This window comes from Microbacterium sp. ZXX196 (assembly GCF_009709595.1).
In the GTDB taxonomy this organism is placed as follows: Bacteria; Actinomycetota; Actinomycetes; order Actinomycetales; family Microbacteriaceae; genus Microbacterium; species Microbacterium excoecariae.
This window is the reverse complement of the sequence record NZ_WMEE01000002.1, coordinates 150,395-173,132: the sequence shown is the minus strand read 5'-3', so window position 1 is coordinate 173,132 and position 22,738 is coordinate 150,395. Positions and strand designations below refer to the sequence as shown.

Sequence of the window (22,738 nt, the reverse complement as noted above, 5' to 3'; positions counted from 1 at the left end):
GCCTTCCGGTCACGGGAGCACGACCCGCCGGGGCGCCTCGCCGCCGCGACACAGCCAGGCCCGCGCCGCGCGCGGGCGGGCGTACGGCGGGAGTTCGCGCTCGCCGAGCAGCACCCGCATCTCCGTGGCGCAGTCCGCGCCGACCACGACGTCGGCCTCGCCGCGGACCTCCTGGAGCAACGAGAAACGGCGCTGCCAGCCCTCCTGGTCGCCGACGAGGACCAGCGGGCGCGGGTCCTCGCCCGCGATGTCCGAGAGCCTGCGCCCCGGCGCCGAGTCGTCGACGGCGACGACGCGGACCCCGCTCCCCCACGCCGCAGCCAGGTCGCGCGCGCGGCGCGCCGGCGCCCGCGCGATGAGGGCGGTCGCCGCCGCCGCAGGGCGCCACGGCGCCGGGACGCGCTCCGGGCGCTCGCGCTCGTCGCCCACCGGCGCGGCGAATTGGACCTCGAGCCCGTCCAGGGTGCCGCGCCCGGGGCCTCGGCCCGCGGCGAAGAGCCCCCGCTCGCCGCCCGCCGCGACGTGTTCCTGCGCCGTCGGGAACGCGAGCACCGCCCGTCGCGGGAGCAGCTCGGCGGCGCGCGCGAGGGGCCCGACCAGGCGAGCGCCCGTGAGGACCACCGTCGTCCCCGTCTGGCCCGCGTCGCGCACGATCTGGTCGAGGCGCGCGGCCGCCGCCTGCGCGTACTCGGGCGGAAAGCGCTGCGGGAGGGCGTCCGCGTCGTCGACGAGGAGGATGTCGGGCGGGTGTGCCTCGGCGCGCTCGAGCGCGTCCCAAGCCTCCTCCCGCCCCCGCGGCACCTCCACGACCGATCGGCCCGCCGCACGCGCGCGGGTCGCGACGTGCCGGGTGATCGACGTCTTCCCCGACGCCGCCTGGCCGAGGACGACGAGGCCGCGCTCGCCCGGCGCCAGCGCGAGGATGGGCTGACGCTGCTCGCCGGGGTCGTCGGCGAGGGCGAGCTCGACCCGCCCGCGTGCCGGGGCGTCCTCCGGCGCGCGCCAGACCCGCGGGAGCGGCGCGAGGAGGGGCCCGTCGGCCGGGACTCCCTGACCGTCGCGGTCGACGACCGCGCGGACGTCGGCCTCGCGCGTCAGCGCGAACCGCGCGCGCTCCGGGGCCGCGTCGCCCGCGCGCCGGACGAACCCGACGCCGCGGAACCGGGCGGTCCCCGGCAGCTCCGCCGCCGCCTCCGTGCCGATGATCTGGGAGCTCTCGCGCCGCTCGGCGACGCGCAGCGCGATGCGGAGCGGGGCGTTCGCGAGCAGCGCGTCGCGCACCGTGCCGGACGCGCGCTGCGTCCCAAGGATCATATGGATCCCGAGCGCCCGGCCGCGCGCGGCGATGTCGGTGAACACGGCGTGCAGGTCGGGGTGCTCCTGCAGGAGAGCGGCGAACTCGTCGACCACGATGACAAGCCGCGCGAGGCCAGCCCGCGGATCGTCGACGTCGCGCGCGCCGGCCGCGGCGAGCGCGCGCTCGCGCCGCCGGATCTCCGCGCCGAGGCCCGCGACGGCCCTGCGCGCTCCCGTGCCGTCGAGGTCCGTGACCAGGCCCGACACGTGCGGGATCCCCGCGAGGTGAGTGAAGGCCGTTCCCCCCTTGAAATCGGCGAGAAGGAACACGAGGTCGCTCGCGGGGTGCGCCGCGGCCAGCGCCGTGATCCACGTCGTCAACAGCTCGCTCTTGCCCGCGCCCGTCGTCCCCACGACGACGGCGTGCGGGCCGTCCCGCACCAGATCGACGGCGACGACGCGCGGCGCCTCCCCCGGGCCCGCGTCGCCGAGGCCGATCGCCGCGCGCAGACCCGCGGGCGCCGCGTCGCGGTCGTGTTCCTCGGCGTCCCGGCGCGCGACGTGGCGCGCCGGGAGAGGGCCGTCGGGCAGCGCGTCGTCCGCGACGACCTGGCGGCCGGCGAGCACGCGGGCCACGTCCTCCGCCTGCGAGCGACCGATGCCCTCGAGCGCGAGCGCCACGTCACCGTCGTCGGCGACCAGCCGCCCGACGAGACCGTCGCCGACCTCGACGAGGGTCCGGCACGCGTGCGGCACGGCGTCGCCTTGGTCGGCCCAGGCGATCACGGCCGCGCCGTCGGACCCCGCGGCCTCGCCCGCGCGCACGAGGACGAGCGCGGGGGCGTGCCCCTCACCCCAGTGCGGCAGGCGCCGCGCCCACGCCTCGTCGCGCGGCGCCGCGCACAGCCGCAGCGCCTCGGGTGGGTGCCGCAGGGCGAGCTGCACGACGAACGCCCGCGCGACGGCGCGCGCGAGCACCTCGGGGCCGCGCACGCAGACACCCCCGCGCCAGTCCGCGACGACGGGGGCGTCCTCGAGGGTCTGCGCACGGGACCGCAGCATCTCGCAGCGCTCCCCCTCGCCGCCCGTCACCCGCACGACGCTGCCGGTCACCCCCGTGCCGAGCACGAGGGCGCCCGGGCGGCGCCAGGTGGCGCCGTCCTGCGCGGCGGCCCGCCACGCGTCCGGCGTCGCCTTACGGAGCAGCCCGCGCTCGTCGTCGTGTCGCCGATCGATCTCGGCCGCCGCGTGCTCGGCCGCGGCCTCCAGCTCGCGCAGGGCGCGCGTGCGGGCCTTGCGCGCCCCGCGGGCCTGGTCGGCGAGGCTGGCCACGGCGATCGCCGGCCCGAGGGCGGCGAACCACAGCAGGTACACCGAGCCGAACACCTGCCACATCACGACGGCGCCGACGACGGGAACGAGGGATGCGATCAGCGGGAACGGTCGCCGGCCCGGCGGATCCGGGAGGTCGGGCAGGACGATCGGCTCGGCGAGGCGCGAGGTCAGGGGCGAGGGCTCGGACGGCATGCGTCCAGTAGACCGGCGCCCGCGGCCGGCCGGGCGGCGCGCGGCGCGCGATGGGGACAACCCCCGCGATATCCCGCGTGGGGACGAGGCGGTCAGGCCTCGGACGCCCCCGCGAACTCCTCGACGTCGACGACGATGATCGAGACGTTGTCCCGGCCGCCGTTCTCGAGCGCCGCGGTCATCATCTGCTGGACGGCGTCGGCCGGATCCGCGTGTTCGTGGAGGAAGTGGAGGATCCCGTAGTCCGTGAGCTCCTTGGTCAATCCGTCGGAGCAGATCACGTAGCGGTCGCCCTGCTGTACGTCGACGCGGACGTAGTCGGGGGTGACGGCCTCGGTGGGGCCGACGGCGCGCGTGATGACGTTGCTGTACGGGTGGGTCTCGGCCTCCTCCTCGCTGAGGCGGCCCGCCGCGACGAGTTCCTGCACGAGGGAGTGATCGGTCGTGACCTGCATGAGCTGGTCACCGCGCTGCAGGTACACGCGCGAGTCGCCCACGTTTAGCGCGACGAAGGTCGGCCCATCGTCGGTCTCGTCGAGGTAGATCCCCGTGAGCGTCGTCCCCGTGCCCTCGTCCGTCGCGTCCGGGTGGTCCGTGATGTCGTGCACGGCGAGCGTCAGGGCCTCGTCGATGGCCTCGGGAGACACGGCACCCCGTTCGGCCACCGGCCCGAGCCGGCCCACCACGCTCTGGCTCGCGATCTCGCCACCGACGTGACCGCCCATGCCGTCGGCGACGACGAACAGCGGGAAGTGGGCGAGAAACGCGTCCTGGTTGTTCTCGCGCTTGCGCCCGGGGTCGGTCTGGCCCGCCCAGCGGACAGTGAGCGGGGTCCCGTCCGCGAGCGTGACCGAGTGACGGTGCGTCTCGGGTCGCTCAGGCGCGGCGGGGGTGATGTCGTCGGGCACAGGGGGCCTTTCGGGGCGCTTCGCACCGCGGACCGCGCGGCGCGTGTGCCCAGTCTATGGGCAGAACGTACGGAACACGGCGAGGACCCCGCCGACCGGGCGTCGGAGGGGTCCTCGCGGTTCGCGCTACTGCTGGGGCGGGGAAGGCGGCGCCGGAGGCGCCGGCGGTGCGGGGGGCGCCGGGGGCTGCGCGCCCGCGGGCGGCTGCTGTGCCGGCGGCTGCTGCGCCTGCGGCGGCGCGTAGCCGGGCTGCGGCGGGGCGTAGCCCGGCTGGGCGGGCGCGGCGACGGGCTGCGCGGGGATTCCGCTCCATGCCGTGCGGTCGCCGAGGAAGCCGTTCGTCGACCACGAGGCGGCCGGCACGCGATAGGCGTCCCAGCGCGAGCTGTCGAAGGCCATGATGCCGAGCCACACGATCGGCAGGAAGATGTAGAGCACGACCCACGCGGGCTGCTTGCCGAGCTTGAGGCCGATCCGGTACGCGGCCATGGCGGCGAGGACCGCGACGAAGATCGAACCGATCCATCCGATGTAGTTGATGATCGGAATCACGCCGGCGAACGCGAAGAAGGTCAGCCACGGGTTGATGTCGCCGAGCTTGAAGAAGACCATGCCGTTGTAGAACGGCACCCAGGCGCGCCACTTGCCCTCGACGCCGGCCTTGTCGAACAGCTTCATGAGGAACCACGCCGTGAGCACGTAGCCCAGCGCCGCGAACAGAAGCGATCCCACGATGACCGCCACCATCACCGCGGCGAATGCACCACCGTACGGGTCGTAATACGGATCCATGATCATTTCCCCTCCAATGGAACGCGCCCGCGCGCGTCTCTGGGTTCCAGACTAGCGATCACGGCCCGGCCGGCGCGAGGGGGCTTGCCCCCGCCCCGCCGCGGATCGGACTCGCCTCAGCGCCCCCCGCGACGAGGAGGGTTTCGCCCGGTGCGCCCGGCCGGAGCGCGAACCCGTGCTCGGCGCCCCACGCGACGAGCTCGGCCAGCGTTCCCACGCGCGCGGCCTTCTCGGCCAGCGCGCGCACGAACAGCCCCTTGGTCTTCTTGTTGAAGTGGTTCAGCGCGCGCACCGCGCCGCCGGGGCCCTCCTCGACGACGCGCACGAAGGTCTGCTCCGCGCCGGCCGGCACGGGGGCGAGGTCGCGGTATGCCTCCGATCGGAGGTCGACGACGGGCCCTGGGAGGTCGCGAAGCGCGCCCGACGCGGCGTGCGCCCAGTGGTGCTTCGCCGGCGGCAGGCCGGGCAGACGATGGCCCGCGGAAAGGCGGAACGCAGGCAGCGGATCCGCGGCCCCGACCGGGCCGAGGAGTGCGGTCTGGATGAGCACGTGGTCGGCGAGCCACGCCCGCGCGCGTTCGGGCAGCCCGCGGGCGTCGAGCGCGTCGTACAGGACCCCCGTGAAGCGGTCCATCGCGGGCATCGTCGGGGACGTGCGCACGCGCGCGTTGGGCTCGGCGTCCTCCGCCTGGCGTGGCGTCAGCCGCAGGACCCGCGCCATCTCGCCCGGATCCGCCGCCAGCGCGGTCAGACGCGCGACCGCCTCCTCGCGCTGGGGCGTCAGGGCGGGCAGGGCGAGCCTACCGAGATCCATCGGCGCTCCGGATCCGCCCGGGCGCTTGGTCTCCGACGGCGGCAGGAGGATCTTCACGCGAACGCGGTCCTTTCGTCAGGGCGAACGCGAGCGGGGCGGGGATCTGTGCGATCCCCGCCCCGCTCGTAAGGGTGAGTCAGGCGACCAGGCGCGCCTCGCCCGCCACGATGTTGAGGTCGTTTCCGATCTCCATCGAGACAAAGCCGTCCGACGCGTCGGCGATCACCTTCGTGCCGTCGGCCTGGGTGATGCGGACCTGGCCCTCGGCGAGGACCGCGAGCGTCGGCTCGTGACCGGCCATGAAGCCGATCTCGCCCTCGACCGTCTTGGCCACCACGAGGGTCGCCTCGCCGGACCACACCTCGGCCTCCGCCGAAACCAGGCTCACGTTGAGCGCCATGATCAGGCGTTCTCCTTCTGGATCCGCGCCCAGTTGGCCTCGACGTCGCTGATGCCACCGACGTTGAAGAAGGCCTGCTCGGCGACGTGGTCGAAGTCGCCCTTGACGATCGCGTCGAACGACTCGATGGTCTCCTTGAGCGGGACGGTCGAGCCCTCGACGCCCGTGAACTTCTTCGCCATGTAGGTGTTCTGCGAGAGGAACTGCTGGATGCGGCGTGCACGCGACACGACGATCTTGTCCTCCTCCGACAGCTCGTCGACACCGAGGATCGCGATGATCTCCTGCAGCTCCTTGTTCTTCTGCAGGATCTGCTTCACGCTCGTCGCGACGCGGTAGTGGTCCTCGCCGAGGTAGCGGGGGTCCATGATGCGGCTCGTCGACGTGAGCGGGTCGATCGCGGGGTACAGACCCTTCGACGCGATCTCGCGAGACAGCTCGGTCGTCGCGTCGAGGTGCGCGAAGGTCGTCGCCGGGGCCGGGTCGGTGTAGTCGTCCGCGGGGACGTAGATGGCCTGCATCGACGTGATCGAGTGACCGCGCGTCGAGGTGATGCGCTCCTGCAGGATGCCCATCTCGTCCGCGAGGTTCGGCTGGTAGCCCACCGCTGACGGCATGCGCCCGAGCAGGGTCGACACCTCGGATCCCGCCTGCGTGAAGCGGAAGATGTTGTCGATGAAGAGGAGGACGTCCTGCTTCTGCACGTCGCGGAAGTACTCGGCCATCGTGAGACCGGTCAGCGCGATGCGCAGACGCGTTCCCGGCGGCTCGTCCATCTGGCCGAACACGAGGGCCGTCTTGTCGAAGACACCCGCCTCGTCCATCTCCGCGATCAGGTCGTTGCCCTCACGCGTGCGCTCGCCGACACCGGCGAACACCGACACGCCGCCGTGGTCCTGCGCGACGCGCTGGATCATCTCCTGGATGAGGACGGTCTTGCCGACGCCCGCGCCGCCGAACAGCCCGATCTTTCCACCCTGCACGTACGGCGTGAGGAGGTCGATCGACTTGATGCCGGTCTCGAACATCGTCGTCTTCGACTCGAGCTGGTCGAAGTTCGGCGCCTTGCGGTGGATCGGCCAGCGCTCGGTCACCTCGAAGGTCTCGCCCTCGGCGAGGTTCAGCGGGGTGCCCGTGACGTCGAAGACCTTGCCCTTGGTGATGTCGCCGACCGGGACCGAGATGGCCTCGCCCGTGTCGCGCACCTCCTGGCCGCGGACCATGCCGTCCGTCGGCTTGAGTGAGATCGCGCGGACCATGTCGTCACCCAGGTGCTGAGCGACCTCAAGCGTGATCTCCGTGGACTGCTCGCCCATGGTGATCGTCGTCTTGAGCGCGTTGTAGATGTCGGGCAGCGAGTCGTGGGGGAACTCGATGTCGACGACCGGGCCCGTGACGCGCGCGACGCGCCCGACGACCGCGGTGGTCGTGTCAACCGTGGTGGTCATGAATTTCGTCTCTTTCCTGGGGTTCTAGGACGCCAGAGCGTCCGCGCCGCCGACGATCTCGGCGATCTGCTGCGTGATCTCGGCCTGGCGCGCGTTGTTGCGCAGGCGGGTGTAGTCGGTGATGAGCTTGTCCGCGTTGTCCGACGCCGACTTCATCGCCTTCTGCGTCGCGGCCTGCTTGGCAGCGGCCGACTGCAGGAGCGCGTTGAAGATGCGGCTACGGATGTAGACGGGCAGGAGCGCGTCGAGCACGTCGCCGGCCTCCGGCTCGAACTCGTACAGCGGGTACGTCTCCGCGGACGCCTGGTCGCCCGAGGCGTCGGCCTCCACGACCTCCAGCGGCAGCAGGCGCACCGACTCGGGCGACTGCGTCATCATGCTGACGAAGCGGTTGTAGACCACGTGGATCTCGCCCACGCCGCCCTCCGCCTCGTCGGCCGAGTACGCCTCGATGAGGGCGTCCGCGATCTCGGTCGCCGTCTGGAAGGTCGGCGTATCCGCCTCCCCGACCCAGTCGGCCGCCGCGGTCATCTGCCGGAACTGGAAGTAGCCGACCGCCTTGCGACCGAAGAGGTAGAAGACGACCTCCTTCCCCTCCGATCGCAGCAGCTCGGCGAGCTCCAGCGCCTCCTTGATGACCTGCGAGTTGAACGCGCCCGCCAGGCCACGGTCGCTCGTGAGCAACAGCACGGCCGAGCGCGTCACCTGCTCCGGCTCCCGCGTGAGCGGGTGGTCGATCGAGGTGTGCGTCGCGACGGCGGACACCGCTCGCGTGACCGCGCGGGAGAAGGGCGACGACGCGCGCACGCGCGCCATCGCCTTCTGGATCCGCGAAGCCGCGATGAGCTCCATCGCCTTCGTGATCTTCTTGGTGGTCTGAGCAGAAGAGATCTTCTGCTTGTACTCCCTGAGTTGTGCGCCCATGATGCGTCTTCCTCGCGGGCGTTACGCCTTGCGGCCCTTGACGACCTGCTCCTGGCTGACGTCCTCGTGACCCGCGGCGGAGAACTCCTCGTGACCCGGTGCGCCGATGCCCTGCGCGCCGCTGGCCTGGAACTCCAGGACGAAGGTGTCGATCGCCTTCTCCATCTCGGCCACGACGTCGTCCTCGAGCTTGCCCGACGCGCGCAGCGCGTCGAGAACCCCGGTGTTGCGCCGCATGTAGTCGAGCAGCTCGCGCTCGAACCGCAGGACGTCCTCGACCTCGATCGTGTCGAGCTTGCCGTTGGTGCCGGCCCAGATCGAGACGACCTGCTCCTCGGCCGAGTACGGCGAGTACTGCGGCTGCTTGAGGAGCTCGGTGAGGCGGGCGCCGCGCGCCAGCTGGCGGCGCGAGGCGGCGTCGAGGTCGGACGCGAACATCGCGAAGGCCTCGAGCGAACGGTACTGGGCGAGCTCGAGCTTGAGCGTGCCGGAGACCTTCTTGATGTGCTTCAGCTGCGCGTCGCCACCGACACGCGAGACCGAGATACCCACGTCGACCGCGGGGCGCTGGTTCGCGTTGAACAGGTCGGACTGCAGGAAGATCTGGCCGTCGGTGATCGAGATCACGTTGGTCGGGATGTAGGCCGAGACGTCGTTGGCCTTCGTCTCGATGATCGGCAGACCGGTCATCGAGCCCGCGCCCAGCTCGTCCGAGAGCTTCGCGCAACGCTCGAGCAGGCGGGAGTGCAGGTAGAAGACGTCACCGGGGTACGCCTCGCGGCCCGGCGGACGGCGCAGGAGGAGCGACACGGCACGGTAGGCCTCGGCCTGCTTCGTCAGGTCATCGAAAATGACGAGGACGTGCTTGCCCTGGTACATCCAGTGCTGGCCGATCGCGGAGCCCGTGTAGGGCGCGAGGTACTTGAAGCCGGCCGGGTCGGAGGCGGGGGCCGCGACGATCGTCGTGTACTCCATCGCGCCGGCGTCCTCGAGCGCGCCCTTGACGGAGGCGATCGTGGAGCCCTTCTGACCGATGGCGACGTAGATGCAGCGGACCTGCTTCTGGGGGTCGCCCGACGCCCAGTTGTCCTTCTGGTTGATGATCGTGTCGATCGCGATAGCCGTCTTGCCCGTCTGGCGGTCGCCGATGATCAGCTGGCGCTGTCCGCGGCCGACGGGGATCATGGCGTCGATCGCCTTGATGCCGGTCTGCATCGGCTCGTGGACGCTCTTGCGGTCCATGACGCCGGCGGCCTGGAGCTCGAGCTCGCGGTCGCCCTCGATGCCCGTGATCTCGCCGAGGCCGTCGATCGGAGCGCCGAGCGGGTCGACCACGCGGCCGAGGTAGCCCTCGCCCACGGGGACCGAGAGGACCTTGCCCGTGCGCGTGACCTGCTGGCCCTCCTCGATGCCCGAGAACTCGCCGAGCACGATCGTGCCGATCGAGTGCTCGTCCAGGTTCTGCGCGAGGCCGAGCGTGCCGTCCTCGAAGCGGATGAGCTCGTTCGCCATGACGCCGGGGAGGCCCTCGACGTGAGCGATGCCGTCGGCCGCGTCCGTGACGGTGCCGACCTCGCTCGCGCCAGAACCGGTGGGCTCGTAGGCGGAGACGAAGTCCTTCAGCGCGTCACGGATGACGTCGGGGCTGATGGTGATGTCTGCCATTGTCTTCCTTCGTTGTGCGGGGCCTCGTGGGCCCCCGTGCTTCCCGGGGGAAGCGTTCAGCCTGCGAGCCTCGACCGGAGATCGGCGAGGCGGGACGAGATGCTGCCGTCGATGACGTCGTCGGCGATCTGGACGCGGATACCGCCGACGACCTCCGGGTCCACGACCGCGTTGATCGTGACCGGCGTGCCGTACGTGCGGGACAGCGAGGACGCGAGGCGATCCCGCTGCGCATCCGTGAGGGGCGTCGCCGTGTGCACCGTGGCCACCGAGCGGCCGCGCTGGGCGGCGACGATCGCGATGGCCCGCTCCAGCGCCTGGCGCACCCTGCGCTCGCCCGGCTGCTCGACGACCGAGCGGGCGATCAGCAGCGCGCCGGCGCCGACGGATCCCTGCAGGATCCGCTCGACGAGGTCGCCCTTCTTGCCCGCGTCGCCGAGTCGCGCGCCGAGCGCGAGCTCGAGCTCGGGGTTCTCGGCGATGACGCGCGTGACCTGGAAGAGCTCGCCCTCCACGTCGGCCGTGTCGGCCTGGGCGGCGGCCCGGATCGCGAGCTCCTCGATGCCGGCGACGAGATCGGCCGCGCTCGACCACCGCTCCGCGGCGACCGCGGCGAGGAGAGAACGAGCCGATTCGGAGAGGGACCCGAAGACGCGCCCGACGAGCGCGGTGCGGGCACCGGGCTCGGCGGCGTGATCGGCGAGCGCGCCGCCCAGTGCCGGCGATTGGCCCGCGGCACGCGCGGCGGCGAAGAGCTCACGCGCCGTGTCGAGGTCGACCGGCGTCGTGGCGAGCGCGGACGCGCTCGCCACGAGCGCCTGAGTCGTCGCGCTACCCACTACTTGGCCGCCTTCTCGGATGCCTCGAGGTCGGCCAGGAAGCGGTCGACCACGGCCTGCGCCTTCTGGTCGTCCGTCATCGACTGACCGATGACGTTGCCCGCGAGGTCGAGGGCGAGCGTGCCCACGTCGCCGCGGAGCGACACCATCGCCGCCTGGCGCTCGGCCTCGATCTGCGTGTGCGCAGAGGCCGTGATCCGCTCGGCGTCGGCCTGGGCCTGCGCCTTGGCCTCCTCAACGATCTTCTTGCCGTCGACGTGCGCGGCCTCGCGGATCTCGCCCGCCTCGCGGCGCGCGTCGGCGAGCTGCTGCGTGTACTCGGCCAGCGCGGCCTCGGCCTGCCGCTGGGCCTCGTCGGCCTTCTCGATGTTGCCCTCGATGGCCGCCGAACGCTGGTCGAGCACCTTGTTCAGCCGCGGAAGCGCGACGAACACCACGACGCCAACGATGATGACGAAGCACACCGCCGACCAGATGATGTCGTATACCGCCGGGAAGAGGGGATTCTGCGTCGCCCCCTCCTCAGCCGCGACAGTGACAAGAGCGTTCAGCATCCTGTCTCCTTACTTGTGGGTCGCGGGAAGGGATTAGCCGAAGATGAACGGCGTGGCGATGCCGATGAAGGCGAGGATCTCGATGAATGCCACACCGATGAACATCAGGGTCTGCAGGCGGCCGGCGAGCTCCGGCTGACGCGCCGTCGACTCGATCGTCTTGCCGACGACGATGCCGAGGCCGATGGCCGGACCGATGGCAGCGAGGCCGTAGCCGATGGTCGCGATGTTGCCGGTGATCTCGGCGAGAACCGTCGTAGCGTCCACTGGTTATTTCCTTTCGTAGGGCGAACAGCCGGGCGGCTGGTCGTCAGTGCTCTTCCGCAACCGCGAGCTGGATGTAGACCGCGGTGAGGATCGTGAAAACGTACGCCTGGAGGAAGGCGACGAAAATCTCGAACAGGGTGAAGGCGAAGCCGAGGGCGAGCGAACCCACCGAGAGCGGCGTCAGCCAGTTGAAGCTGAGGAGGAAGAAGTGCGTCGCCGCGAAGAACAGCACGAGCATGAGGTGGCCGACCATCATGTTCAGCAGGAGTCGCAGCGTGAGCGAGATCGGGCGGAACACGAAGGTCGAGATGAACTCGATCACGGAGATGATCGGGACGAGATATCCCGGGACCCCGCCGGGGACCAGCGAGTTCTTCATGAACCGGCCGAAGCCGTGGCGCCGGATGCCCGCGTAGATGAAGGTCACGTACGCGATGACGGCGAACAGGAGGGGAACGCCGATGACGCTCGTGCCCGCGATGTTCATGCCCGGGATCACGCCCGTGATGTTCATGAACAGGATGCCGAAGAACATCGCCGTGAGCAGCGGGACGAACCGCTTGCCGTCCTTGCGGCCGATGACCTGGAACACCACCTGCTCGCGCACGAAGCCGAACAGGAACTCGAGCACCTGCTGCCCGCGACCCGGGACGACGCGCATCTTGCGCGTGCCGAACACGAGGATGATCACGAGGATCGCGGTCGCGATGACCTGCGCCAGGTTGATCCGCGTGAACTCGAAGGGAGTCCCCTCGAAGAGGATCGCCTCGGGGAAGAACTCCCCGATCGAGGGCGGGTGGAACTCGACCTCGTCGGCCATCGGTGCGATCGTGCTCGCCTGAGTCAACGCATGGCTCCAGCTTCTCGCGCAGACCCGGAGGACTGCGTGGGTATGTGGTGGTGAGAGGGCGTTCGCTGCGAGCCCGGCGCCTCAATGTGCCGGTCGTATCCGCAGGACCACGGACAGCCTACCAAAGATGGCGGGCGCGTTTTGACGCCGTGTAGAAGTCGCTAGGGGCGGTCGTCCGCGTCGTTGTCGCCCGGGAGGGAGACGTCGCTGACCGCGGGGATCCGCATCTTCCAGATGACGACGACGTCGGCGACGAGCGAGGCGACCGCCGCGGCGACGAGCGCGCCGTACAGAACGCCGGGGACGACCCACGCCAGACCGAACAGCACGTTCAGCGCCACAAGGAGGACGACGAGCTTCACGAGGAAGACGCCCATGAAGACCCCGAAGAAGATGACGGGGTAGTTCGGCGACCCGAAGTACCGGTTGGCGAACAGGATGCTCGCGGCCGACAGTGCGGGGAAGGCGAACCCGATGACGGCGCCCGCCAGCCCGCTGAGCAGCCCGGCGGATCCCGCCACGGCGAGCCCGATTCCGGCCGCGCCGACGAGGATCACGGCGCACGCGATCGCGCTCCACACGAGGACCGATCGCATGATCGGGTTGCTGGATACGGGCGAGGGGGCCATTGCGGTCTCCTGGGCGGGTGTCGTGGAGCGGCGGGGCGGGTCGTGCCCGGCGCTCCTAGGAGCGTATCCCGTGCCCGCCTGTGGATGCCCTGACGCGCACCGGAACCCGGAGCCGGCCGGCGATCGCGACGTCGACCGCAAGGCTCGCGACCGCGACGGCCACGAGGGGCCAGAAGAACGCCTGCGGCACGACCGGGAACTGCCCCACGGCGACCGCGAGGATCCCGGCGAACAGCAGCGCCTTGGCCACGACCGCGGCGAGGCACGCGCCGAACAGCGCGGCGGGGAATCGTCCCGTCCCCCGCGCGCGTGCCGAGAGGACGAGCGCGAGGGTCGTGGTCGCGGGGAACACCGCCGCGACCGCCGCCCCGGCGAGCGCGCTCCACGCGCCGGCCGGCCCGGCCACGGCGCCGGAGACGACGGCGCCGAGGGCCCCCGACGCGATGATCGCGCACGCGCCGATCACCCAGACGCCCCCGTTGGGCGTTCCCCGCAGCGAGGGCGCCACGCGTCAGCCGGCCTTCTCGGGCGCGCGCGCCGGGCGCCGCGAGGGCACGAACGCCAGCACCAGGCACGCCGCGATGCCGATCACGCCGAACGCGACGGCGAACCAGTACTCGCCGAACCAGTGCCCCCCGAACCAGTTGGCTCCCGTGAAGAGATACATCAGGAGCACCGTCAGCGAGGCGATCGCCGTCCAGGCGTAGAAGATCAGCACCGCGTCGCGGTCCGAGTGACCCATGTCGAGCATGCGGTGGTGGAGGTGCTCGCGGTCGGGCGAGAACGGCGACTTGCCCCGGCTCATGCGGCGCACGACGGCCAGGCCGAAATCGAGCAGCGGCAGGAGCACGACGATGAGTGGCAGGAGGATCGGCAGGAGCGTCCCGAGGATCTGGGAGCGGCCGGTCATGTCCGGATCCAGGGCGGCGGGCGGCAGCTGGCCCGTGATCGCGATGCCGCTGGTCGCCATGAGCAGACCGAGCACGAGCGCGCCCGTGTCGCCCATGAACATCTTCGCGGGGTTCCAGTTGATGGGAAGAAAGCCCAGGCACGCGCCGACGACGACGGCCGCGATGAACGTCCCGAGGTTCGCGTAGCTCGTCGCCCCCGCGTCGCGCACGAGGATGTAGGAGTAGACGAAGAAGACGCCGTTCGCGATGAGGCAGACGCCCGCGACGAGCCCGTCGAGGCCGTCGATGAAGTTCACGGCGTTCATGACGACGACGATCGAGAACATCGTGAGCAAGATGCTCACCCAGCCCGACCACACGGCGATGCCGCCCACGGGGAGCGCGTAGATCTGCACCCCGCCGCCGATGGCGACGATGCCCGCGGCGAGGAATTGGGCGCCGAGCTTGAGCATCCAGTCGAGGTCCCAGAGGTCGTCGGCCACGCCGACCAGCGCGATGAGGAAGGTCGCGGCCAGGATCGACCAGACCACGCGCGGCTCGACCCAGAAGATGTCGAAATAGTCGACCGTGCGCGAGACGAGGAAGGCCACGACGATGCCGAGGAACATTGCGACGCCGCCGAGGCGGGGCGTCGGCCGCGTGTGCACGTCGCGCTCGCGGACGGGCGGGTGCAGCCGATACCGCAGCGCGATGCGCCACACGACGACGGACAGGACGAAGGTGACCGCGGCGGTCAGGAGGATCGTGAGGAGGTAGAGCCTCACTCGCCGGCGTCCTCGCCCTGGTGCGGATCCGGATCCGCCTCGAGCAGGTCACCGAGCACCTCGCGGAGCCGCTCGCGCGAGATCGCGCCCTCGCGGAGGACGCGCACGGCGCGCTCCCCGCGGCCCGGCACGAGCGAGGTCGCGTCGATGATCGTCGAGGCGACGCCCGTCGAGACGGGCCCATCGTCGAGGTAGACGGCGGCGGAGTCGCCGAGCATCGCGCGCGCGGAATCGACGTCGACCGCCGCGTCCTGCCCCGTGAGGTTCGCGCTAGACACGGCCAGCGGCCCGGTCTCCGCGAGGAGCTCGAGCGCCAGAGCGTGGTCAGGCTGGCGCACTGCGACCGTGCCGTGCGTCTCGCCGAGGTCCCACGTGAGGGACGGCTGGGCGGGCAGCACGATCGTGAGGCCGCCCGGCCAGAACGCCTCGACGAGCGCCGTGACCTCGGCCGGGACGGACTCGACGAGCGCCGCAAGGGCGTCGACCGACCCAACGAGGACGGGAGGCGGCTGCTGCCGCGTGCGGCCCTTGGCGTCGAGGAGGCGCTGGACGGCCGCCGGGTTGAAGGCGTCGGCCGCGACGCCGTACACCGTGTCGGTCGGCAGGACGACGACCTGTCCGCGGGCGATCGCCTGGCGCGCCTGGCGCATCCCGGGGAGCATCTCGTCGCGGTTGCGGCAGTCGAAGACGGGGGACATCACGGACTCGATTCTACGTTCGCCCGCCCGCGGATCCCGTCTCCGCGGGACGAAGCGCCGTCGTCACGCGGTCTCGACCCGTCAGATCGCGGTGCGTCGCGGCGGCGTCCCACCCGTCGCCCGCGAGGATGTCCCGGATGACCTCGCCCTGCCACTCGCCGTGCTCGAGGACGAGGGATCCGCCGGGCCGCGCGAGCTGCCGACCCACGCGGCTGATCACGCGCACGACGTCGAGGCCGTCCGCGCCGCCGTAGAGCGCGGCAGCGGGATCGTAGCGCCGCACCTCCTCGTCGCGCGGGATGGCGTCGTCCGGCACGTAGGGCGGGTTCGAGGCCACGACGGCGACGCGACCGGTGAGGTCGGCGCCGGCGTCCGCGAGGTCGCCGTGGCGGAGGTCGACGCGGGGCGCGAGCGCGTCGATGTTCCGGCGGGTCCACACGATCGCCTCGTCGGAGCGCTCGACGGCGACGACGCGCGCGTGCGGCACCTCCGTGGCCATCGCGAGCGCGATGGCGCCGCTGCCGGTGCCGAGGTCGATCGCGATCGGCTCGGGCTCGGCCGCGGCGCGCAGCGCCCCGATCGCGATCTCGGCCAGGAGCTCGGTCTCGGGTCGCGGCACGAAGACGCCCGGCCCGACCCGCAGCATGAGGTGACGAAACGGCGCGAACCCCGTGATGTGTTGCAGGGGCTCGCGCGTCGCCCGCCGGCGGACGAGGCCGACGAGGTGCGCGTGCGCGGCGGCGTCCAGGGCGTCCCCCCGGATCGCCGCGGCCTGGACGGATCCGCGCGAGGTGTCGGGCCCGAGCACCCAGGCCACCAACAGCTCGGCGTCGACGACGGGGTCCGGGACGCCGGCGCGGGCAAGGACGTCGGCGGCGCCGCGGAGAGCCTCGCGCAGGGGCACGCGATCGGGGGTGTCGGTCACACCCGCGAGCCTATTGCCCCTCCCCCGATGAAATCCTCCGTCACAGACCGGCCCGCTCCCCCGCGTTCCCCCCTAGGCTGACGACAGGTCCGCCGATTCGCCCGGATCCCTCACCCGAACCCCGAGGAAGGCACACCATGTCCGCGATCCACTCCGACATCACGAGCACGTTCGGCGGCACGCCGCTCGTGCGGCTCAACCGCGTGACCGAGGGCGTCGGCGCGAACGTCCTCGGCAAGCTCGAGTTCTTCAACCCCGGCTCCAGCGTCAAGGACCGCCTGGGCGTCGCCATCGTCGACGCCGCCGAGGCGTCCGGCGAGCTTCCCGCCGGCGGCACGATCGTCGAGGGCACCTCCGGCAACACGGGCATCGCGCTGGCGCTCGTGGGCGCCGCGCGCGGCTACAAGGTCATCCTCACGATGCCGGCCTCCATGTCGAAGGAGCGCCGCGTGCTGCTGCGCGCCCTCGGCGCCGAGCTCGTGCTCACGGAGCCCGCCAAGGGCATGAACGGCGCCGTCGAGGAGGCCAAGCGCATCGTGGCCGAGACGCCGGGCGCGGTCCTCGCCCGCCAGTTCGAGAACGACGCCAACGTGCAGATTCACCGCACGACGACGGCCGAGGAGATCCTCGCCGACACGGACGGCGCCGTCGACATCTTCGTCGCGGGCGTCGGCACGGGCGGGACGATCACGGGCGTCGGCCAGGCCCTCAAGGAGAAGGTCCCCGGCGTGCAGATCGTCGCCGTCGAGCCGACCGACTCGCCGCTGCTCAGCGAAGGCACGGCGGGCCCCCACAAGATCCAGGGCATCGGGGCGAACTTCGTGCCGGCCATCCTCGACCGCGACGTCATCGACGAGGTCATCCAGGCGCCGCTCGAGAAGGCGGTCGAGTCCGCCCGCGATCTCGCCTCGAAGGAGGGCATCCTCGGCGGCATCTCGTCGGGCGCCAACGTGTGGGCCGCGCTCGAGCTGGCCCGCCGCCCCGAGAACGCGGGCAAGAACATCGTCACCGTGATCTGCGACACGGGCGAGCGCTACATCTCCACGTTCCTCTGGGAGCACCTGCAGGACGACTGACCCTCGACGGGACTCGCACCTCTCTATGGCACTGCACCTCCGCGAGGACCTCGAAGCCGCGCGCCGCCGGGATCCGGCCGCGCGCGGCTTCGTCGAGATCGCGCTCCTGTATCCCGGCCTGCACGCGATCTGGGCCCACCGCGTCGCGAGCGCGCTCTGGCGGCGCGGCCTGCGCTTCCCGGCGCGGGCGCTGTCCCAGCTCGTGCGCTGGCTGACGGGCATCGAGATCCACCCGGGCGCCACGATCGGGCGCCGCTTCTTCATCGACCACGGGATGGGCGTCGTCGTCGGCGAGACCGCCGAGGTCGGCGACGACGTCATGCTCTACCACGGCGTCACGCTCGGCGGCCGCTCGCTGGAGAAGGGCAAGCGCCACCCCACGCTCGGGGACGGGGTCGTCGTCGGCGCGGGGGCCAAGGTGCTCGGTCCCGTCGTGGTCGGGGCGCGCAGCGCCGTCGGCGCGAACGCTGTCGTCACCCGAGACGCACCGCCCGACAGCGTCCTCCTGGGCGTGCCGGCCAAGGTCCGCGCCCGCGGGCCGCACGAGCGCACGCGCGACCTCCTCAGCGCCCCCGAGTACCAGATCTAAGTCCACAATTCTCCGAGAAGTCCGCCCGGATTCCGGGCGGACTTCTCGGAGAATTGTGGATATGGGAGGGGGCCGCGGGCGTCCTCCAGCTGGCGAGCGAGCTGAAGGATCCGCTCCTCGCCGCCCGGGCGCCCGACGAGCTGCACGCTCCACGGCCGACCCTCGCCGCCGACCGGCACCGTGATCGCGGGGAGCCCCGCCACGTTCACGAAGCTCGTGTGCGGCGCGTAGCTACACTGGCGCGCGAAATTCTCCTCCGGGGTAACCCCCGCGTACCAGCCGACGGGCCGCGGCGGCAGGGCGAGCGCGGGGGTCAGCACCGCGTCGAACGCGGCAAAGTCCGCGATCGTTCGCCGCTCGAACGCCGCCTGGCGCTGCTGCGCCGCGAGCAGCTCCGCGGCGCCGAGGGCGCGCCCCTCCCGGACCAGCCACGCCGTCAGGGGCTCGGCGAGCGCGTCGAGGTCGCCATCGGCGATCGGGATCCGCGCCGCCGACGCGCGCCACAGCGTGAGGAACATTTCCGGATAGCCGACTGGCCGCCACGCCGCGTCGGCGACGTCGTGGCCGGCGCCGCCGAGGATCCGGATCGCGCGGTCAAACGCCGCGCGCGCGGCGGGGTCGAGGTCGGTCGAGGTCCAGCCGTCCCACGGCGTCGCGAGCGTGACGCCGATCCGCGAGCGCGGCGGATCCTGGCGCGCCGCGGGCGCGAACGGACCGTGGCCGGGCGGTCGCGTCGCGAAGTGGTGCGGCCCGCCGGCGACGAGCGCGTCGAGGAGAATCGCCGCGTCCTCCGCGCTGCGCGCGATCGCGCCCGCCGTCGAGAGCCCGCCCGGCGTCTCGAGCCCGTTCGCGAACGGCAGCCGGCCGCGCGAGGGCTTGAGCCCCACGACGCCCACGGTGGCCGCGGGGATGCGGATGGACCCGCCGCCGTCGGAGGCTGGGGCCGCCGGCAACATCCCGGTCGCCACGGCCACGGCCGCACCCCCGCTCGACCCGCCGGCGCCCGTCACCGGATCCCACGGGTTCCGCGCGGGCGGCGCGACGGCCGACTCGGTGTATCCCGTCAGGCCGAACTCCGGCGTGTTCGTCTTGCCGATGCTCACGGCGCCCGCCGCGTCGAGGGCCGCCGCGAGCGGATCCGAGACCTCCGGCACGTGGCCGGCGAACGCCCGGGATCCGTATTCCGTCTCCACGCCGGCGCGCGCCGTGAGGTCCTTCTCCGCGAGCGGCACGCCCCAGAGGAGGCCGGCCGGCGCGCCGCGCTCCAGTGCCCGCGCGCGCTCGAGCGCGCGTTCGCCCGTGAGGCGCACGAAGGCGCCGAGCGCTGCGCCCTCCTCGGCGCGCGCGATTGCGACGCTGACCGCCGAGGTCGGCGAGGCCTCCCCCGCGGCGAGGGTCGCGATCAGCTCGGCGAGGGGGCGTTCCGGAAGCACCATGCCCCCAGTCTGCCGCGCGCCGGGCCGCTCAGGCCTGGTCGCCGACCGCGGCGAGCCGCTCGGCCTCGTCGGCCTCGATGCAGCTCGTGATCACGGCCTCGAGCGCGCCGTCCATGACGGCGTCGAGGTTGTAGGCCTTGAAGCCCGTCCGATGATCCGCGATCCGGTTCTCGGGGAAGTTATAGGTGCGGATCCGCTCCGAGCGGTCCATTCCCCGGATCTGGCTCTTGCGCGCGTCGGCGGCCACCGCCGCGAGTTCCTCCTGCTGCTTGGCGAGCAGGCGCGCCCGGAGCACGCGCATGGCCGCCTCACGGTTCTGGAGCTGGGACTTCTCGTTCTGCATCGACACGACGATCCCCGAGGGGACGTGGGTGATGCGCACGGCCGAGTCGGTCGTATTGACCGACTGCCCGCCGGGTCCCGACGAGCGATACACGTCGATCTTCAGGTCGTTCTGGTTGATCTCCAGCTCGCCCGGTTCGTCCACCTCGGGGAACACGAGCACGCCCGTCGTCGAGGTGTGGATCCGCCCCTGCGACTCGGTCGCGGGCACGCGCTGGACGCGGTGGACACCGCCCTCGAACTTGAGATGCGCCCACACCCCCTGCGCGGGATCGTTCGAGGAACCCTTGAACGCCACCTGCACGTTCTTGTAACCGCCGAGGTCGGACGCGTCCGACTCGATAATCTCCGTCTTCCAGCCCCGCGAGGTCGCGTACTGCGAGTACATGCGCAGCAGATCGGCCGCGAACAGCGCGCTCTCCGCGCCGCCCTCGCCCGCCTTGATCTCCATGATCACGTCGCGCGCGTCGTCGGGGTCGCGCGGAACGAGCAGTCGGCGCAGGCGCTCCTGCGCCTGGGCGAGCTGATCCTCGAGCCCCGGGACCTCGTCCTGGAACGCCTCGTCCTCCCGCGCGAGCTCGCGGGCGGCCGCGAGGTCCTCGCCCGCCGAGACCCACTGCTCGTGGGCGGCGACGATCTTCGAGAGCTCGGCGTAGCGGCGGTTGACGCGGCGAGCGCGCGCGGCGTCGGCGTGCACCGCCGGGTCGGAGAGTTCCTCCTGGACCCGGCGGTGCTCGTCGATCAGCGACTGAACGGATTCGAACACGTGCGGCCGATCAGCGGATCTCGTTGTCGTGGCCGGAGCCGCGACCCCCGCCCGTCGGCATGCTCTTCTGCATCTGCACAAGGAACTCGACGTTCGAGCCGGTCTCCTTGAGCTTCTCGAGGATCACGCCGAGCGCGTGCTGCTGGTCCATGCCGGCAAGGGCGCGGCGCAGCTTCCACGTGATCTGCACCTCGTCGGAGCTGAGCAGCATCTCCTCTCGACGCGTCGAGGACGCGTTGACGTCAACGGCCGGGAAGATCCGCTTGTCGGCGAGCTGGCGCGACAGGCGCAGCTCGGAGTTGCCGGTGCCCTTGAACTCCTCGAAGATCACGTCGTCCATCTTCGACCCGGTCTCGACGAGCGCCGTCGCGAGGATCGTGAGGGATCCGCCGTTCTCGATGTTGCGCGCCGCGCCGAAGAACTTCTTCGGCGGGTACAGGGCCGACGCGTCCACGCCGCCCGAGAGCACGCGGCCCGAGGTGGGCGCGGAGACGTTGTAGGCGCGGCCGAGGCGCGTGATCGAGTCGAGCAGCACGACGACGTCGCGGCCCAGCTCGACGAGGCGCTTGGCCCGCTCGATCGCGAGCTCGGCGACCGTCGTGTGGTCCTCGGCGGGACGGTCGAAGGTCGAGGCGATGACCTCGCCCTTCACCGAGCGCTGCATGTCGGTGACTTCCTCGGGGCGCTCGTCCACGAGGACGACCATGAGGTGCGCCTCCGGGTTGTTCTGCGCGATCGCGTTCGCGATCTGCTGCAGGACGATCGTCTTGCCCGCCTTGGGCGGCGCGACGATGAGGCCGCGCTGGCCCTTACCGATCGGCGCGACGAGATCGATGATCCGCTGCGTGAGCTTCTCCGGCGCGGTCTCGAGGCGGAGGCGCTCCTGCGGGTACAGGGGCGTGAGGCTCGAGAACTCCACGCGCCCCGCGGCGTCGTCGACCGAGAGACCGTTGACCGAGTCGACCTTGACGAGCGCGTTGTACTTCTGGCGCCCGCCCTGCTCGCCCTCGCGCGGCTGCTTGATCGCGCCGACGACCGCGTCGCCCTTGCGGAGGTTGTGCTTCTTCACCTGGCCGAGCGAGACGTACACGTCCTGCTGCCCCGGGAGGTAGCCCGTCGTGCGCACGAAGGCGTAGTTGTCGAGCACGTCGAGGATGCCCGCGATCGGGATGAGGACGTCGTCCTCGTGGATCTCCGGCTCGAACTCGTCCTGGCCGCCGCGGCCGCGGCCGCGCTTGCCCCGCCCGCGGGCGTCGGCGTTCTGGTCGGCGTTCTGGCGCGAGCCGTTCTGACCGTTCTGGCGCGAGCCGTTCTGGCCGTTCTGGCGCGAGCCGTTCTGGCGCGACTCGCCCGCGGCGTCCTCGCCGTCGCCGTCCTGGCCCGACTTCTTGCGGCGGTTGCGCGAGCGGCTGCGGCGGCTGCGGCCCGAGCCCTCCTGCTCGTCGTCCGCGCCCTCGGATCCCTCGGCGGGGCCCTCGGCGTCGGCCTTCTCGGTCCCGGCGGACGCCTCGGCGTCGCCGAGCTCCTGCGCGGGCTTGACGGTCGGGGCCGCCTCACCGGCGGACTCCTTCTCCGCGGCCGGCGCGGCCTCGGTCGCCGGCGCCTTCTCGGCGGCCGGGGCCGTGTCCTCGGCCGACGTCTTTTCGGACGTCGCCTCGGCGGCCGGGGTGGCGGCCTCGGTCGTCTCGGCGGCCGCGGGCGCCTTCTTCGCGCGGCTGCGGGCGGGCTTCTTCGCCGCCGGCTTCTCCTCGGCGGCCGGCTCCGCGGGCGCGTCGGTCGCCGCGGCGGCGTCCGACTGCGGCGCGTCCTCGGCCGACTCTGCGGCCTTTTCCGGGGCCTTCTTCGCGCGGCTGCGAGCAGGCTTCTTCGCCGCCGGCTTCTCCGCCGCGGGCTCGCCCTCGGCGGCGTCGGCCGCGGGGGCCTCTCCAGCCGCGGCGGCGGCCTTGTCGGCCTCGATCTGCGCCTTGGTACGGCGCGGCGCGCGCTTGCGCGGGGCGGCCGCGGGCGCCTCCTCCGCGGCGGGCTGCTCGGCGGCGGTCTCGGCCGTGGCGGCCTCGGCGGGCGCGGCGGCCGCGGCCTCCTGCGCCTCGGCGGTGGACGCCGTGGTGGCGCGGCGCGGCGCGCGCTTACGCGGCGCGCGCTTCGGCGAGGTCGCCTCCTCGGCGGCCCGGATCGCCTGCGCGATGTCGTCCTGGTGCTGCTGTGCGGCGGCGTCGCCGCCGTTCTCGGTGGTGGATGCCACGAGTGCTCCTTGGGTTAGGGATGTCAGAGCCGATCCGCACAGGGAAAGGGATCCGCGCCGAGACACGGCGCGGTGA

At 72.1% G+C, this 22,738-nt stretch carries 22 protein-coding genes; 2 read left to right on the top strand and 20 right to left on the bottom strand.

The window, feature by feature from the left end; translation table 11 throughout:
* Positions 1-9: 9 nt before the first annotated feature.
* The 17 genes from GJQ66_RS02455 to prmC form a co-directional block, all read right to left on the bottom strand.
* Entirely contained in the window at positions 10-2,823 is a 2,814-nt protein-coding gene (locus GJQ66_RS02455) for an FtsK/SpoIIIE domain-containing protein (RefSeq protein WP_155047756.1), read from the bottom strand.
* A 92-nt stretch (positions 2,824-2,915) separates the two neighbouring features.
* A complete protein-coding gene (locus GJQ66_RS02450) occupies positions 2,916-3,731 on the bottom strand; it encodes a PP2C family serine/threonine-protein phosphatase (protein ID WP_368732571.1) in 816 nt (271 codons plus the stop codon).
* Positions 3,732-3,857: 126 nt separating this feature from the next.
* Positions 3,858-4,523, bottom strand: a complete 666-nt coding sequence (locus GJQ66_RS14045) for a DUF5684 domain-containing protein (protein WP_196215783.1) — start codon at positions 4,521-4,523, stop codon at positions 3,858-3,860.
* Positions 4,524-4,581: 58 nt separating this feature from the next.
* Complete coding sequence (locus GJQ66_RS02440) at positions 4,582-5,394, bottom strand: YaaA family protein (protein WP_368732570.1); 813 nt, start codon at positions 5,392-5,394, stop codon at positions 4,582-4,584.
* A gap of 79 nt (positions 5,395-5,473) precedes the next feature.
* Positions 5,474-5,737: a F0F1 ATP synthase subunit epsilon gene (locus tag GJQ66_RS02435; RefSeq protein WP_155047754.1), complete on the bottom strand. Its 264-nt coding sequence runs from the start codon at positions 5,735-5,737 to the stop codon at positions 5,474-5,476.
* Positions 5,738-5,739: 2 nt separating this feature from the next.
* The gene (gene atpD / locus GJQ66_RS02430) at positions 5,740-7,185 is read right to left on the bottom strand and encodes a F0F1 ATP synthase subunit beta (protein WP_155047753.1); all 1,446 of its coding nucleotides are present in this window, start codon (positions 7,183-7,185) and stop codon (positions 5,740-5,742) included.
* A 24-nt stretch (positions 7,186-7,209) separates the two neighbouring features.
* Positions 7,210-8,109 (bottom strand): F0F1 ATP synthase subunit gamma, encoded by a 900-nt coding sequence (locus GJQ66_RS02425; protein WP_155047752.1) that lies wholly within the window; start codon positions 8,107-8,109, stop codon positions 7,210-7,212.
* Positions 8,110-8,130: 21 nt separating this feature from the next.
* A complete protein-coding gene (gene atpA, locus GJQ66_RS02420) occupies positions 8,131-9,774 on the bottom strand; it encodes a F0F1 ATP synthase subunit alpha (RefSeq protein WP_155047751.1) in 1,644 nt (547 codons plus the stop codon).
* 56 nt (positions 9,775-9,830) lie between these two features.
* Positions 9,831-10,613 (bottom strand): F0F1 ATP synthase subunit delta, encoded by a 783-nt coding sequence (locus GJQ66_RS02415; protein WP_368732569.1) that lies wholly within the window; start codon positions 10,611-10,613, stop codon positions 9,831-9,833.
* Positions 10,613-11,167, bottom strand: coding sequence for a F0F1 ATP synthase subunit B (locus tag GJQ66_RS02410; protein ID WP_155047750.1), 555 nt, complete (start codon positions 11,165-11,167; stop codon positions 10,613-10,615). Before GJQ66_RS02410 ends, GJQ66_RS02415 begins: the two co-directional genes overlap by 1 nt.
* A gap of 33 nt (positions 11,168-11,200) precedes the next feature.
* Entirely contained in the window at positions 11,201-11,434 is a 234-nt protein-coding gene (atpE, locus tag GJQ66_RS02405; protein WP_166316309.1) for an ATP synthase F0 subunit C, read from the bottom strand.
* A gap of 43 nt (positions 11,435-11,477) precedes the next feature.
* Entirely contained in the window at positions 11,478-12,254 is a 777-nt protein-coding gene (gene atpB, locus GJQ66_RS02400) for a F0F1 ATP synthase subunit A (protein WP_155047749.1), read from the bottom strand.
* Between the two features lie 191 nt (positions 12,255-12,445).
* Positions 12,446-12,913 carry a hypothetical protein gene (locus GJQ66_RS02395; RefSeq protein WP_155047748.1) on the bottom strand — a complete coding sequence of 156 codons (468 nt, stop codon included), beginning with the start codon at positions 12,911-12,913 and terminating at the stop codon, positions 12,446-12,448.
* 55 nt (positions 12,914-12,968) lie between these two features.
* On the bottom strand, positions 12,969-13,421 hold the full coding sequence (locus tag GJQ66_RS02390) for a hypothetical protein (RefSeq protein WP_155047747.1): 453 nt from the start codon (positions 13,419-13,421) through the stop codon (positions 12,969-12,971).
* A gap of 3 nt (positions 13,422-13,424) precedes the next feature.
* Complete coding sequence (locus tag GJQ66_RS02385; protein WP_368732568.1) at positions 13,425-14,588, bottom strand: MraY family glycosyltransferase; 1,164 nt, start codon at positions 14,586-14,588, stop codon at positions 13,425-13,427.
* Positions 14,585-15,286, bottom strand: a complete 702-nt coding sequence (locus tag GJQ66_RS02380; protein WP_155047907.1) for an L-threonylcarbamoyladenylate synthase — start codon at positions 15,284-15,286, stop codon at positions 14,585-14,587. The genes GJQ66_RS02385 and GJQ66_RS02380 overlap by 4 nt, the downstream gene beginning before the upstream one ends.
* A 13-nt stretch (positions 15,287-15,299) precedes the next feature.
* The gene (gene prmC / locus GJQ66_RS02375; protein ID WP_368732567.1) at positions 15,300-16,211 is read right to left on the bottom strand and encodes a peptide chain release factor N(5)-glutamine methyltransferase; all 912 of its coding nucleotides are present in this window, start codon (positions 16,209-16,211) and stop codon (positions 15,300-15,302) included.
* 137 nt (positions 16,212-16,348) lie between these two features.
* Here prmC and cysK point away from each other — a divergent pair, with 137 nt between their 5' ends.
* The gene (gene cysK / locus GJQ66_RS02370) at positions 16,349-17,287 is read left to right on the top strand and encodes a cysteine synthase A (RefSeq protein WP_155047746.1); all 939 of its coding nucleotides are present in this window, start codon (positions 16,349-16,351) and stop codon (positions 17,285-17,287) included.
* Positions 17,288-17,312: 25 nt separating this feature from the next.
* Positions 17,313-17,876, top strand: a complete 564-nt coding sequence (gene epsC / locus GJQ66_RS02365) for a serine O-acetyltransferase EpsC (protein ID WP_155047745.1) — start codon at positions 17,313-17,315, stop codon at positions 17,874-17,876.
* Here epsC and GJQ66_RS02360 read toward each other — a convergent pair.
* Genes GJQ66_RS02360 through rho form a run of 3 tightly spaced genes read right to left on the bottom strand, consistent with a single transcriptional unit; the run spans position 17,873 to position 22,662 of the window.
* The gene (locus GJQ66_RS02360) at positions 17,873-19,312 is read right to left on the bottom strand and encodes an amidase (protein WP_155047744.1); all 1,440 of its coding nucleotides are present in this window, start codon (positions 19,310-19,312) and stop codon (positions 17,873-17,875) included. The two genes, epsC and GJQ66_RS02360, sit on opposite strands and share 4 nt — an antisense overlap.
* A gap of 28 nt (positions 19,313-19,340) precedes the next feature.
* A complete protein-coding gene (prfA, locus tag GJQ66_RS02355; RefSeq protein WP_368732566.1) occupies positions 19,341-20,420 on the bottom strand; it encodes a peptide chain release factor 1 in 1,080 nt (359 codons plus the stop codon).
* A 10-nt stretch (positions 20,421-20,430) separates the two neighbouring features.
* The gene (rho, locus tag GJQ66_RS02350; protein WP_368732565.1) at positions 20,431-22,662 is read right to left on the bottom strand and encodes a transcription termination factor Rho; all 2,232 of its coding nucleotides are present in this window, start codon (positions 22,660-22,662) and stop codon (positions 20,431-20,433) included.
* Positions 22,663-22,738 lie beyond the last annotated feature (76 nt).